This window comes from Pseudonocardia sp. HH130629-09, from assembly GCF_001294645.1.
Classification (GTDB): Bacteria; Actinomycetota; Actinomycetes; order Mycobacteriales; family Pseudonocardiaceae; genus Pseudonocardia.
Map to the genome: position 1 here is coordinate 3182762 of NZ_CP011868.1, position 13785 is coordinate 3196546.

Annotated in this window: 10 protein-coding genes and 1 pseudogene; 5 read left to right on the forward strand and 6 right to left on the reverse strand. The window is 72.4% G+C overall.

The window, feature by feature from the left end; translation table 11 throughout:
- Positions 1–51 precede the first annotated feature (51 nt).
- Positions 52–963 (reverse strand): hypothetical protein, encoded by a 912-nt coding sequence (locus XF36_RS14590; protein ID WP_060712406.1) that lies wholly within the window; start codon positions 961–963, stop codon positions 52–54.
- A gap of 260 nt (positions 964–1223) precedes the next feature.
- Here XF36_RS14590 and XF36_RS14595 point away from each other — a divergent pair.
- A pseudogene (locus XF36_RS14595) lies at positions 1224–2653 on the forward strand (APC family permease).
- A 22-nt stretch (positions 2654–2675) separates the two neighbouring features.
- Here the strand turns inward: XF36_RS14595 and XF36_RS14600 are convergent.
- Positions 2676–3929 (reverse strand): FAD-dependent monooxygenase, encoded by a 1254-nt coding sequence (locus tag XF36_RS14600; RefSeq protein ID WP_060712407.1) that lies wholly within the window; start codon positions 3927–3929, stop codon positions 2676–2678.
- A 134-nt stretch (positions 3930–4063) separates the two neighbouring features.
- Positions 4064–5209, reverse strand: coding sequence for an FAD-dependent monooxygenase (locus XF36_RS14605; RefSeq protein WP_060712408.1), 1146 nt, complete (start codon positions 5207–5209; stop codon positions 4064–4066).
- A 309-nt stretch (positions 5210–5518) separates the two neighbouring features.
- Here XF36_RS14605 and XF36_RS14610 point away from each other — a divergent pair, with 309 nt between their 5' ends.
- The gene (locus XF36_RS14610; protein ID WP_145981367.1) at positions 5519–6949 is read left to right on the forward strand and encodes a lipopolysaccharide biosynthesis protein; all 1431 of its coding nucleotides are present in this window, start codon (positions 5519–5521) and stop codon (positions 6947–6949) included.
- Positions 6950–7234: 285 nt separating this feature from the next.
- On the opposite strand, the gene XF36_RS14615 is transcribed toward XF36_RS14610, so the two are convergent.
- Positions 7235–8125, reverse strand: a complete 891-nt coding sequence (locus tag XF36_RS14615; RefSeq protein WP_060712410.1) for an ATP-grasp fold amidoligase family protein — start codon at positions 8123–8125, stop codon at positions 7235–7237.
- A gap of 248 nt (positions 8126–8373) precedes the next feature.
- Here XF36_RS14615 and XF36_RS14620 point away from each other — a divergent pair, with 248 nt between their 5' ends.
- The 3 genes from XF36_RS14620 to XF36_RS14630 all read left to right on the forward strand — a co-directional run bounded on the left by XF36_RS14620 (position 8374) and on the right by XF36_RS14630 (position 12093).
- Positions 8374–9384, forward strand: a complete 1011-nt coding sequence (locus XF36_RS14620; RefSeq protein WP_060712411.1) for a glycosyltransferase family 2 protein — start codon at positions 8374–8376, stop codon at positions 9382–9384.
- 78 nt (positions 9385–9462) lie between these two features.
- Positions 9463–10677, forward strand: a complete 1215-nt coding sequence (locus tag XF36_RS14625; protein ID WP_060712412.1) for an MFS transporter — start codon at positions 9463–9465, stop codon at positions 10675–10677.
- An 87-nt stretch (positions 10678–10764) separates the two neighbouring features.
- Entirely contained in the window at positions 10765–12093 is a 1329-nt protein-coding gene (locus XF36_RS14630; RefSeq protein ID WP_060712413.1) for an MFS transporter, read from the forward strand.
- An 11-nt stretch (positions 12094–12104) separates the two neighbouring features.
- Here the strand turns inward: XF36_RS14630 and XF36_RS14635 are convergent, their stop codons facing one another.
- Positions 12105–12479 (reverse strand): hypothetical protein, encoded by a 375-nt coding sequence (locus tag XF36_RS14635; protein ID WP_060712414.1) that lies wholly within the window; start codon positions 12477–12479, stop codon positions 12105–12107.
- Positions 12480–12527: 48 nt separating this feature from the next.
- Positions 12528–13784: an IS256 family transposase gene (locus XF36_RS14640; protein ID WP_060711586.1), complete on the reverse strand. Its 1257-nt coding sequence runs from the start codon at positions 13782–13784 to the stop codon at positions 12528–12530.
- Position 13785: the final 1 nt, after the last annotated feature.

Genomic DNA, 13785 nt, shown 5'->3' on the forward strand with positions numbered 1-13785 from the left:
GACCGCCACCATACATGCACGTATTCGCATGTGAAACTCCGACGGAGCCGTTCAGGAGGCGGAGAGCACGTCCCCGGCGACGTCGCGGCACACCGTCCAGCCGTACTCCACGCCCCGCTCGGCAGGGTAGGTGGTGAGCACCGCGAGGGTCCGGTCCGCCCAGACCAGGACGCAGTGCACGTTCCACCCCGCGGCGCCGTGCAGCGTCCAGCCGTTCTTCTCCACCACCACCCCGGGCAGCGCCGGACGGACACCCGAGCGGCCGTCCGGGGTGACGGCGTCGAGGTCGGCCAGCAGGGCGTCCCCGCCCGGCCACTCCGGTGCGCGGTCGCGGACGCAGGCCAGGATCCGGGCCGCGTCGAGCGCGGTGATCTGGGTGTAGGACCACCACCCCGGCCGCGACGTCGACACCTCCACCCCGCACTCCTCGTCCAGCCGCGCGGTGCTCGCGTCCCGCCCGAGGGCGCGGTAGAGCCGTTCGGCGGCGTCGTCGTCGGAGGCGCGCACGGCGGCGGAGATGTCGGCCCGCTGGGCGGCCGTCACCGGGCGGCCCGCCTGCGCGGCGGCGCGCAGGGTGTCCGCCGCCAGCCATGCCTTGATCGTGGACTCGGCCTCGAAACGCGTGGTCGCGGCGTCCGCCGAGCCGGTCCACCGGCCGTCGTCGGTGTCGAGCAGCGCCCAGGACAGGGTGAGGTCGTCCTCGCCCTCGCGGTCGACGAGCAGCGATCCAGGTGCGAGGTCGAGCGGGTCGGCGGTGGCGGATCCGGTCATCGCCGCGAGCAGCTCGCGCAGGGTGTCCGGGCCGGGTGCCGCGTCGTCGTCGGGGCCGGTCGTCGAGCTCTGGTGCTGCGCCGGCACGACGGCGCCGCCCCCGGGGCGCGGGACCGGATCGTCCGAGGCAACACCGGCGCCCCACAGCGCGGACACCGCCACCACCACCGCGACGACCACGGCCACCGACACACGGGCACGGGAACCCCGTCCACGGCGTCGCTCAGGTCCGGACACGACCCCTCCGGTCGCGGACGACCGGACGGCCGTCCCGTCGTCGATGGTGCACCGCCGAACGGCGATCCGGACACGGAGGACGGAGGGTTCACACAGGGTTTTCAGGATGTGCCCTGCGCTCCGCCCCGGCACCGCACCCCGTACCGGCATACCGTGCCGCAACGATCGACCGAGCGACGACGAGTGGGGGTGGCGGCGTGGGCTGGACGCGCACGATGCCGGTGGAACGGATCCTGGCCAGGTGCAGAGCCGGCGACGGCACGCCGCTCAAGCGCACGCTGAAGGCCCGTGACCTGGTCGGTTTCGGCGTCGGCATCGTCATCGGTACCGGGATCTTCAGCACGCGGGCCCCGCGGTCACGTCGTCGTTCCTGATCGGCGCGGTCGTCGCCGGGCTCGCCGCCGTCTGCTACGCCGAGCTGGCCTCCTCCGTCCCGACTGCGGGCTCGGCCTACACCTACGCCTTCGCCACCCTCGGCCAGGTCTTCGCCTGAGTCATCGGCTGGGACCTGCTGCTGGAGTTCGGCCTCGGCCTCGCCGTCGTCTCCCGCAGCTGGTCGGGCTACCTGGCGTCGCTGTTCGGGCTGCCGACGGAGTGGTTCGGGGAGGACGCGACGATCAACGTCGGCGCGGTGCTGATCATCGCGGTGCTGACCGTCGTCGCGGTCGCGGGCATCCAGCAGTCGTCGCGGCTGACGAACCTGCTGGTCCTGGTGAAGCTCGCGGTCTGCGTGCTGATCCTGGCCGTCGGCGTGTTCTACATCGACCCGGCCGACCTGCAGCCGTTCATCCCGCCGACCCAGGCACCGGAGGACGGCGGCTCGGTCTTCACACAGCCGATCATCTCCGGGGTGCTCGGGCTCGCCCCGACCGTGTTCGGCGTCGGCGGCATGCTCACCGCGGCCGCGGTGGTCTTCTTCGCCTACACCGGGTTCGAGGCGCTGGCCAACCTCGGGGAGGAGGCCGAGCGCCCCAACCGCGACCTGAAGGTCGGGCTGCTCGGCGCGCTCACCATCTGCGCGGTGCTCTACGTCGGCGTCTCGCTCGTGCTCACCGGGATGGTGCCCTACACCGAGATCGACACCGGCACGCCGCTCGCGTCGGCGTTCGCCGGCGTCGGACTGCCGTGGGTGGGCGCGCTCGGCGCGGTCACCGGTCTGACCTCGGTGATGATGGTGGAGCTCGTGACGATCGGCCGGATCGGCTTCGCGATGGGCCGCGACGGCCTGCTGCCGAAGGCCATCGGCACCGCGCACCCCCGGTGGGGCACCCCGCACCGCATGACGATCATCGGCGGTGTCGTCTGCGCGGTGATCGCGGCGTTCACCCCGATCACCGCGCTGGCCGACATGGTGTCGATCGGCGCGCTCTCGGCGATGATCATCGTCGCCGTCGCGGTGCCGGTGCTGCGCCGGACCCGCCCCGACCTCGACCGGCCGTTCACGGTGCCGTTCTCGCCGGTGGTGCCGGTGATCACCGCGATCGCGTGCCTCTACCTGATGCTGAACCTGAACCTGGACACGTGGATCCGGTTCGCCTTCTGGCTGGCGCTCGGCCTGGTGGTCTACGCCGTCTACGGCCGCAGGCACTCCTTCCTCGCACGCGAGGAGCAGGAGGGCTCCGGGGCCGGGCGGGACCGGGACTGAGCCGGCCCCGCCGGGCCGCGGATCAGCGGTGCAGGGCCTCGCGGGGGGTGATCTCCCCGCGGGCCAGCGCCCGGCGGACCCGGCGGGCCGCGGTCAGCCTGCGCCGGACCTGACGGACCGGCTCGACCTGGGTCGCACGGTGCAGACGCTCGTTGAGCCGGCCCTGGTCGTGCCGGCGGTCGAGCAGCGACCAGGAGAAGGCCAGCGCGTCCTCGGCGCCCTCGAGACGCTCGGGGACGGTCTCGAACCACTCCATGCTCGCCCGGGCCATCCGCTGGACCGGTGCCATCGCGGCGCGGCGGCGGGCATCGTACCCGGCGAGGGCGGCCTCGACGTCGTCGGTGCCGCGGGTCCCGCGCGGGTACAGTTCCTCGGCCAGCGCGATCGAGTCGGCGACGGCGAGGACCGTGCCCGAGCCGATGGCGAAGTGGGTGGTGTGGGCCGCGTCGCCGGCGAGGACGACGTTGCCGTCGCGCCAGGACATGTTCCGGACCTCGCGGAACTGCAGCCACGGCGAGGAGCCCATGCCGGGCGGGGCGATCAGCGAGTGCCCGTCGAGCGAGCGGGAGAAGACGCCCTCGAGCATCCGCATGGCCTCGTCGGGCGCCATCGCGTCGAGCCCCAGCCCCGCCCAGGTCTGCGGCGTGCACTCGACGATGCAGGTGCTGACGCAGTCCGCGGCCGGGTAGGCGTGGAACCAGATCCAGCCGGCGTGGGTCTTCTCGAACGCGAAGGTGAACGGCCGGAACGGCTTGCTGGTGCCGAACCAGACGTAGCGGTTGGAACCGTGGGAGATCCGGGTCCCGAAGGTCTCGGCCCGCGCGGCGCGGATCGCGGACCCGACCCCGTCGGCGGCGACGACGACGTCCGCGTCGGCGGTCAGCGGGTCACGCGCGATGTCACCGTCCACGGCGACGGCCGTGTCGAACATGAGCTTCACGCCGACCTGGCGGGCCCGCTCGGCCAGCACCTCCAGCAGCCGCGCGCGGCCGATGGAGTAGCCGTAGCGACCGCCGAGGTGCACCGGGCGCCCGGAGACCTCCACGACCTGGGAGTCCCACACGTGCGCCGCGGCCCGCACCTTCTCGGCCCCGAGGGGGTCGGTGCGGAAGAGCTCGTCGAGGATGTCCTCACCGAGCGTGACCGCGAAGCCGGAGGCGGTGCCGGGCGGGTTGCGCTCCGCGAGGACGATCTCGTCCTGCCCGCCCGACCGGAGCCGGGCCAGGATCGAGAAGTACAGACCGGCCGGCCCACCACCGACGACCACGATCTTCACACCGGACCTCCATCGGATGTCATCGATCTGGGACGCAACGACCCTACGAACGCTGCGGACCCGTGTGGACACCGGGTCCGCCACGATCGGTGACGCTGCGCGTGCCGTCGGCGAGCGGTTTCGCCCCGGAACTTCTAGCTCTGCCGCCCGCGCAGGGCCGACCGCCGGACGCGGCGGGCGGTGGTCAGACCGCGCCGCACCTGACGCAGCGCGGGAACCTGGGTGGCCCGGTGCAGGGTGCGGTGGATGCTGCCCATGTCGCCCCGGCGGTCGGTGAGCGACCAGGCGAACTCGACGGGGTCGGTGACCTGTTCGAGCTGGCGCCCGGCCTGCTCGAACCACTGCATGTTCCGCCGGGCGGCGTCCTGGATCGGGCCGATCTCCGCGCGCCGCCGGGCGTCGTAGGCCGAGAGCGCGGCACCGCGGCCGTTCGGGCAGGTCGGGTCGGCCGCGGCAGTCTGGCCCGCGACGCCGTAGAGGGCGTCGACCAGACCCATCGAGTCCTGCATCGCCAGCACGGTGCCCGAGCCTATCCCGAAGTGCGTGGTGTGCGCGGCGTCGCCGGCCAGCACGAGGTCGCCGTCGCGCCAGGTCCGGTTGCGGACCTCGCGGAAGCGCAGCCAGGGCTTCTCCCCCAGCCCGCCGAGGGGCTCGATGAGCCGGCGCCCGGCCAGCGTGCGGTGGAAGACCGACTCGACGAGCCGGACGGCGTCGGCCCCGGACATGTGGTCCAGGCCCAGCCCCTCCCAGGTGTCGGGCTCGCACTCCACGATGCAGGTGCTGACCCCGTTGGACGACGGGTAGAGGTGGATCCACATCCAGCCCGCGTCGGTCGGCTGGAAGTCCCAGACGAAGGTGTCCGAGTCGCTGTCGGCGCCGAGCCAGATGTAGGGGTTCGTGCCCTCGTCGACGGTGGTGCCGAAGTGCTCGGCGCGCGCGGTGCGGATCCGGCTGCCGACGCCGTCGGCCGCGACGACCAGGTCGGCGTCGAGGGCCTCGCGCTCGACCGGGGAGCCGTACTCGATCTTCACGCCCAGCTGCTCGGCCCGGCGCGCCAGCACGTCGAGCAGGTCGACGCGGGCGATCGCGTAGCCGTACTTGCCGCCGACGTGCACCGGCCGGTGGTCGGCGACCCGGATCTCCTGGGCGTTCCACAGCCGGGACGCGCGACGCAGGGCCTCACCGCCCTCGGGGTCGTTGCGGAACGCGTCGTCGAGCATGTCCTCGCCGTAGGTGACGGCGAACCCGTGGGTCCGCCCCGCCTCGTTGCGGTCGTACACGACGACCTCGTCGCGTCCCCCGGACCGGAGCCTGGCGAGAACCGCCAGGTACAGACCGGCCGGCCCACCTCCTGCGCAGGCGATACGCACGCAGACCCCCTTCGGTTCATCAGGTCACCGGAAGAAATGAACCGTAGCGCAGGGGTTGCGGAGCGCGACGGGGTGTGTATGTCCGCAGTGTCCGACCCCGTCCGGTGACGGACCGTCCGGCGCCCCTCCCCCGGCACCCGGCTGGTCGGCCCCTGGTTAGCGTGGAGGTGTGCACGCACTCAGCGGGACCTCCCACGCCGCCGTCCGGCGGTGCGCGCGATGAGCGTCGGCGAGATGGTCGCCGGCCGGGTCCGCTCGGTCCGCCGGGAGATGGGCAATCCGCTCTACCGCAACGCGTACGCCCTGATGCTCAACACCGTCGTCAACTCCGGCTTCGGGTTGCTCTACTGGGTCTTCGCCGCGCGGGTGTTCAGCACCGAGGACGTCGGCCGCGGCAACGCCATGGTCAACCTGATGATGCTGATCTCGGTCCTGACCTCGCTGAACTTCGGTCAGGCCCTCATCCGCTTCCTCCCGACGGCCGGGCGCGACTCGCGGTCGCTGGTGCGGCTCGCCTACGGGGTCAGTGCCGGAATGGCCGTCGTCGGCTCGGCCGCGGTCATGACCTACTGCCACTTCGCCTACGCCCCCGGCGACCCGCTGCACGTCTCCCCCGGCTTCGCCGCGTGGTTCGTGGTCTCGACCGCCGCGTGGTCCATCTTCAACCTGCAGGACCAGGTCCTCACCGGGCTGCGCTCGGCGATGTGGGTGGTGCTGGAGAACGGCGTCTACGGCGTCGTGAAGCTCGGCCTGCTGGTCGTCGTCGCGTTCACCTCGGTGTCCGACGGCGTGTTCACCTCCTGGAGCGCACCGGTCATCGCCCTGCTGGTGCCGTTCACCCTGCTGATCTCGCGGCGGCTGCTCCCCCGGCACACCGCGGAGACCGTGGACCGCGACGACGCGGGCGCCCCGGACCGCGCCACGCTGGCCCGCTACATGGGCGGCGACTACCTGGGCCAGGTGTTCAACCAGGCCATGTCGTCGTTCCTGCCGGTGCTGGTGGTCATGACGATCAGCCAGGCGGCCAGCGCCTACCTGCTGCCGGCCCAGACCGTCTTCCTCGCGATGAGCATGCTGTCGATGGCGATCACCTCGGCGCTGGTCGTGGAGGGCTCCCGGAACCCGGAGCACGCGCACGTGTTCGCCCGCGCGGTGCTGCGCCGGATCTGCCTGCTGGTGTGGCCCGCCTCGCTGGTCATCGCGCTGGCCGCACCGCTGCTGCTGTGGTTCTACGGGCCGCAGTACGTCGAGAACTCCACGACGCTGCTGCAGCTGCTGATGGCCTCGATGTTCCCGCGCGTCATCGTGACGATGTGGATGACGAAGTCGCGGCTCGCGAACCGCACCTTCCCCCTGGCCGCGCAGCAGCTCGTGCACTGCGCGATCGTGCTCGGCGGGATCCCGCTGCTCGCCCCGACGCTCGGGGTCGCCGCCGTCGGCTGGACGTGGCTCGCGGGCGAGCTGGTGCTGGCGATCGTCTTCGCGCCGTCGGTGGTGCGTTGGCTGCGCCGGCCGGTCCCGCCGCACCCGCCCGGCGACGGCGGTCCCGCCGCCCCGGACGGCAAGGACCTCCTCGACCGCGACGACGACACCCGGCCCATCAGCGGGCCGGAGGCGCGGACCCACGAGTTCCCCCGCGTCCGCGACTGACCCTCGGCGATCAGGGCTCCGCGCCCAGCGGCCCACGCAGCGTCCCGAGGCCCCGTCGATCAGTACCTGAGCGCTGTCCGATCGGCCGTCGACAGCGCTCAGGTACTGATCGACGGGCGCCGCGCCGTGGCCACACCTCTTCGCCGGCAGCCACACCTCTTGCAGCGGGTGTGGCTGCCCGCGAAGGGGTGTGGACGTGCGGCGACCCGCGAGGACGGTCGGCGGGTCGCCGCGGGGCAGCGGGACCGCGGGAGATGCGAGGGCCGGGTGGGTGCGCGAGCCCGGTCAGGAACGCTGGATGAACTTCTCCGGGATCGGTGTCCCGTTGCGCCACAGGTTCCCCAGGGCCCGGTCGAAGGCACGGGGCCGCAGCCGGACGAGCCCGCCGCCCGGGTTGTGGGTGATCTCGCCGAAGTAGACGTGGCCCTCGACGTCGTAGAGGTCGATGCGGCAGAAGGTGAAGTCCTTGCCCAGTGCGCGGGCGATCTCCAGCATCCGCTCGTAGGAGGCGGGCTTCTCCGGCAGCGCGTCGGCCTGGGAGAACCGCCCGGAGATCCGGAACCGCACCCAGTCCGGGTGCAGCATCGTCGAGGTGTGGGCGGTGAACCGGTCCTGGTCGACGACGACCATCGCGGGCTCGCCGTGGAAGACGAAGAACTTGTAGTCGGCGGGCGGCGTGGTGCCGTCGCCGATCATCTCCTCGACGACGGCGCGCGGCGTGAGTCCCTCGTAGGGGCGCTCGCGCCAGCCGTGGGTGAAGAAGTCGGTGCGCAGCCAGCGGGCGACCGTCGAGCGGATCTTCGCGTGGTCGGCGGCGGCCGGGTGGCGCACCAGGATCGTCATGTCGCAGCCGTGGGTGCCCTTGACGACGTACGGGCGGGTGGGCGCCTCCAGGTCGAGGTCCTCGGCGCGATCGACCACCTGGAGGAGCGGGATGAGGTGCTCCGCCCCGATGCGCTCGGCGACGTGCTCGCGGACGGTGTACTTGTCCGCGGTGACGTGCACCAGTTCGGGCTGGTCGTCGAGGTTCTTCTTGGCGAGCAGCTGGGACCAGGTCCGCGGCCGCCGGAACGTCGTCAACTCTCCCTGGAACAGGACGTGGTGGGCCATCGCGAAGGCGCGGTGCGGCAGGAACCGGAGCCGTCGGGACAGCATCACCCGTGCGTCGAACGACATTCTCCGGACGATAGCGGCCCTCTCCCACCGCCCGGCGCACCGGCCCCGGACCGGGTGGCCCGACCGCCCGGGGCGATCCCCGATGCCGCACGGACGTCACCAACAGTGGGCACGCTCGTTGCTACTCGCGAGGAATGTCCGCAGCACGGCCTCGGTCGAGGGCGTGCCGAACGCACTGCGTCACCCCCTACGGTGATTGAGGGGCCGACGGCGCCGAAGACGGCGCACCCCCGGAAGGAGCTCCGACTGTGCCGATCGTGCGGAACCCCCACGTTCTCGTCACCGTGATCACGCCGGCCTACAACGTCGGCCCGTGGATCGGTGAGGCCATCGACTCGGTGCTCGCGCAGACCGAGTCCCGGTTCGAGTACCTCGTCGTGGACGACGGGTCGACCGACGACACCGCCGACATCGTGCGCTCGCGCGCCGAGCGCGACCCGCGGGTGCGGCTGATCCAGGTGGAGAACGGCGGCTCGGGCGCTGCGCGCAACCGCGCGCTGGCCGAGAGCGCCGCCCCGTTCGTCGCGTTCCTCGACGGCGACGACCGCTGGCACCCCGAGTTCCTGTCGCACATGCTCGAGACCCTGCACACCGCCCCGCCCGGGGTCGGGATGGCCTACTGCCACACCCGCGTGATGATGGAGTCCGGGCAGGTCGTGGCGCTGCGCTGGCAGCCGTCGGGCAAGGTCGACATCGACAAGCAGCTGGTGGAGAACAACCCGCCGCACAACGGCAGCTCGCTCATGATCCGCCGGGCCTGCTTCGACCAGGTCGGCGGCTTCGACTGCTCGCTGCCCTCCGCGGTGGACTTCGAGATGTGGCTGCGGATCGCCGCCGGGTCGAACTACCCGCTGATGTGGGGCACCCGCCGCTGGCTGCTCGACATGCGGCTGATGCGCACCGGCTCGATCAGCTCCAACCGGCAGCGCCGGTTCGAGTGCCTGGACAAGGTCATCGCCGACTACGCACCGCGGATGAGGCGCCAGCACCCGGGGATGGCCTACGTCCGGCCGGCGGTGTTCGCCTACCGCGACGGGCTGGACGACTTCGGCGACCGGTGGGCGCTGCTGGCCCGCGAGGCCGGCACGAAGGAGCTCGCGAAGGACTCGTGGGGCCGGTCGCTGCTGGCGTGGAACAGTGCGGGCCGCGAGCGTCGCGCGCAGCTGCGCAACGTCCGCGACACCGCCCGCAACAGTGCCTACAAGGGCATGTCCGGGGCGCTGCGCACCGCGGTGAAGCTCAACTCGCTGCGGGGATGACCCCGGCACTGCGCCGGCGGGAACGCCACGGCTGACCCGCGACCCGCAGGCGCCCGCCCGTTCCCGCATGATGGGCCCGTGGTGGCAGTCGGAGCGGGCCGGACGGAACGGCGCGCCCGGCTGGCGGTGGCCCTGGTCTTCCTCACCAACGGCCTGGTCTACGCCAACCTGCTGCCCCGCTTCCCGCAGATCAAGGCCGACCTCGGCCTGTCCAACACCCAGCTCGGGCTCGCGGTGGCCGCGATGCCGTTCGCGGCGCTGCTGGCCGGACTCACCGCGGGCCCGCTCATCGCCCGGTTCACCTCGGCGAAGGTGGCGTCGTTCGGGATGGCGGTGATCGCCCTCGGCGTCGTACTGGTCGGGTTCGCGCCGTCCTGGAGGCTGTTCGCCACGGCGATGCTGCTGGTCGGGGCGTCCGACGCCGTCGTGGACGTCGCGCAGAACGCGCACGGGCTGCGGGTGCAGCGCCGCTACGGCCGGTCGATCCTCAACGGGTTCCACGCGCTCTGGTCGGTCGGGGCGGTCGCGGGCGGACTGATGGGCTCGGCCGCAGCCGGGGCCGGGCTGGCGCTGCCGGTGCACCTGGGGCTGTCGTCGCTGCTCTCGGTGGTGATCGCGGTCGCGGTCCACCCGCTGCTGCTGCGCGGCGACGACCGCGACGACCGTCCGGCCCCCGGCGCGGCCGACGATGCGGCCGACGGTGCACCGCCGAGCAGGCCGTGGACCGGGCTCGGCACCCGCACCGTGGCGCTGCTCGCCGTGTTCGGGCTGGTCGCGATCTCCGGCACCCTGGTGGAGGACTCCGGCGCCACCTGGGCGGCGGTCTACCTGCAGGGGCTCGGGGCCGGTGCGGCCGTCGCCGGCCTCGGGTTCGTGGCGCTGCAGGGCTGCCAGTTCGTCGGCAGGCTGGTCGGTGACCGGGTGGTCGACCGGTTCGGCCAGCGCGCGGTGGCCCGCGCCGGTGGCGGGCTCGTGCTCGCCGGGATGGGCCTCGCGCTGGCGTTCCCGACGGCGCCCGGCACCGTCGCCGGGTTCGGTCTCGCCGGTTTCGGGGTGGCGACCCTCGTCCCGGCCGCGATGATCGCCGCCGACCACCTGCCGGGGCTGGCACCGGGCTCCGGGCTGACGATCGTCACCTGGCTGATGCGGGTCGGGTTCCTGGTCTCACCGCCGGTGGTCGGGCTGGTCGCCGACGCGACGTCGCTGCGGGTGGGGCTGCTCGTCGTCCCCCTCGCGGGGCTGGTGGTGGTGCTCCTCGCCGGGGTGCTGGCCGGGCGGCGCCGGCCCGGCTGAGCACCGGTCGACATGATCACGACCGGATCCGACAGGATCATCCGTACGTCTCGACACGAATCGGTCGGGGCCCTAGCGTCATGACGCATGTCACCCATCGTCCCGCCGGCGCCGCCGGGACCCACGCTCCGGTCGTCCCGCAAGGTCGCCACCGCCAGTCTCGTCGGCACCACCATCGAGTGGTACGACTTCTTCATCTTCGGCACGGCCGCGGCACTGGTCTTCAACCAGGTGTTCTTCCCGTCGGTCGACCCCGTCACCGGAACCCTGTCCGCGTTCGGCGCGTTCGCCGTCGGGTTCATCGCCCGCCCGCTGGGCGGCGCGGTGTTCGCGCACTTCGGCGACAAGGTCGGCCGCAAGCCGATGCTCGTGTACTCGCTGCTCCTGATGGGCGCGGCGACCGTCGGGATGGGCCTGCTGCCCGGCTACGACACCCTCGGCATCTGGGCACCGGTCCTGCTGGTGGTCCTGCGGTTCCTGCAGGGCTTCGGTGTCGGCGGCGAGTGGGGCGGGGCGGCGCTGATGGCCGTCGAGCACGCCCCGGCGCACCGTCGCGGGTTCTACGGCAGCTGGCCGCAGGTCGGCGTCCCGCTCGGCCTGGTCCTGGGGACGGCGACGTTCGCGGCGCTGTCGGCGACGCTGACCGACGAGCAGTTCCTGGCCTGGGGCTGGCGGGTGCCGTTCCTCGCCAGCGTCGCGCTGATCGCGGTCGGGATGTGGATCCGGCTCGGCGTCCACGAGTCACCGGTGTTCCAGCAGGCGATGGACGAGAAGGCCGCGAAACGGATGCCGGTGCTGGAGGCGCTGCGCACCTACCCGAAGGAGATCGGGCTCGCGGCCGGTTCGTTCCTCGCGACGAACTCGACGTTCTACGTCTCCTCGGTCTGGCTGGTCACCTACGCCACCCAGCAGCTGTCCTACGACCGCACCACGATCCTCGCCGCGAACTCGGTGCTGTCGCTGTCGGACATCCCGCTGATCCTGGCGTTCGGCCTGCTGTCGGACCGGATCGGTCGGCGCCCGATGTTCGTCGGCGGGATGGCGTTGCTGGCCGTGTTCGCGGTGCCGTACTTCTGGCTCGTGTCCACCGGCAGCATCTGGCTGTTCCTGCTGGGTGGGCTGATCGTCCAGGTGGCGCGCTCGGCGGTGTACGGGCCACAGTCGGCGTTCTTCGCCGAGCAGTTCTCCACCAGCATGCGGTACTCGGGGGCGTCGCTGGCCTACCAGATCGCGTCGATCCTGGGCGGCCTCGCACCGCTGCTGTGCACCGCGCTCGTCGCGCTGACCGGGTCGCTCTACGCCGTCGCCGGCTACGTCGTCGGGATCGCGCTGGTGTCGCTGGTCTGTTCCTGGCTGATGACCGAGACGCTCCGGTCGGGGCTGCGCGACGACGCCGTCGCCGTCGCCCGGACCTGACCCCTGACCCCCTACTGTCGGCCGGTCGCGGTCGCCGGCGTGTCCCTGCCCCGGGCGCGCCGGGCCGCGACCAGGTCGGCGACACCGAGCACCAGGGCCAGCGCCACCAGCCCCACGGTGATGAGCAGGCCGTGCGAGATGGCGTCCGCCCAGTCCCCGCCGGACGCGGTGAGCCTGCCGAAGAACACCGCGCCGACCGCGGACAAACCGATCGCCGTCCCGATCCGCTGCCCGGTCTGCAGCACCCCGCCCGCGGTGCCGCCGGAGGTGTGCGGGATCTCCGACAGCGCGAGGGTCTGGTTCGGGGCGATCACCAGCCCTCCGCCCGCCCCGGCGAGCAGCAGCGGCCCGGCGATCGCGAGCCCGGTCCACGGGCTGTGGGTCAAGTCCGCTGGCGTGGTGTGTGACGACGACCGCGTGATCTTCTTGTTCGGTCAGGCGCTGAGCGCCGGGATGGTGGTGGTCGAGGTCGCCTCCTCAGCGCTGGTGGCGGTGTCGGGGATCGTGGTGACGCGGGAGCGGGCGAGGACGTCGAGGCCGAGGTAGCGGCGTCCTTCGGCCCATTCGTCGTGTTGCTCGGCCAGGACCGCGCCGACGAGGCGGATCAGGGAGTCGCGGTCGGGGAAGATCCCGACGACGTCGGTGCGGCGCCGGATCTCACGGTTCAGGCGCTCGGAGGGGTTGTTCGACCAGATCTGGCGCCACAGTTCTTTCGGGAAGCCGGTGAAGGCCAGGACGTCGGCTCGGGCGGCGTCGAGGTGCTCGGCGACCTTCGGGAGCTTGTCGGCCAAGGCGTCGAGGACCCGGTCGAACTGGGCGTGCACCGATGCGGCGTCGGGCTGGTCATAGACCGAGTGCAGCAACGCCCGCACCCACGGCCAGGACTGCTTCGGGGTCGCAGCCATCAGGTTCGCCGCGTAGTGCGTCCTGCACCTCTGCCAGGCGGCGCCGGGCAGGGTCGCCCCGATCGCGGACACCAAGCCGGCGTGGGCGTCGCTGGTGACCAGCGCGACGCCGGTCAGACCGCGGGCGGTGAGGTCGCGGAAGAACCCCAGCCAGCCGGCGCCGTCCTCGGCGGAGCTGACCTGCAGGCCGAGGATCTCCCGGTGTCCGTCGCCGTTGACCCCGGTGGCGAGCAGGGCGTGGACTGCCACGACCCGGCCGCCCTCGCGGACTTTGAGCACGAGCGCGTCGGCGGCGACGAAGGTGTAGGGGCCCTGGTCGAGCGGACGCGTCCGGAACTGCTCGACTTGGCCGTCGAGGTCCCGGGCCATCTCTGAGACCTGCGACTTCGACAACCTCGTGATGCCCAGGGAGTCGACGAGTTTCTCCATCCGCCGCGTCGAGACCCCGAGCAGGTAGCAGGTCGCGACCACCGTGGTCAGGGCCCGCTCCGCCCGGCGACGACGCTCCAGCAACCAGTCGGGGAAGTAGGAGCCGTTGCGCAGCTTGGGGATCGCCACGTCGATCGTGCCAGCGCGGGTGTCGAAGTCGCGGTGGCGGTAGCCGTTGCGGGTGTTCGTGCGAGCCTCGGAACGCTCGCCCCAGGCCGCGCCGCACACCGAGTCGGCGTCGGCGGACATCAGGGTGTTGATGAACGTGGTCAACATGTGGCACAGCAGATCCGGGCTCGCCTGGGACAGCTGCTCGTGCAGGAACTCGGTGGGGTCGATACTGGAGGGTGCGGTCATC

Bases quoted from the DNA above. Each gene is read 5' to 3' on its own strand.
- XF36_RS14640 (WP_060711586.1), bottom strand. From the start codon at position 13,784: ATGACCGCACCCTCCAGTATCGACCCCACCGAGTTCCTGCACGAGCAG.
- XF36_RS14615 (WP_060712410.1), bottom strand. From the start codon at position 8,125: ATGTCGTTCGACGCACGGGTGATGCTGTCCCGACGGCTCCGGTTCCTG.
- XF36_RS14630 (WP_060712413.1), top strand. From the start codon at position 10,765: ATGTCACCCATCGTCCCGCCGGCGCCGCCGGGACCCACGCTCCGGTCG.
- XF36_RS14610 (WP_145981367.1), top strand. From the start codon at position 5,519: ATGAGCGTCGGCGAGATGGTCGCCGGCCGGGTCCGCTCGGTCCGCCGG.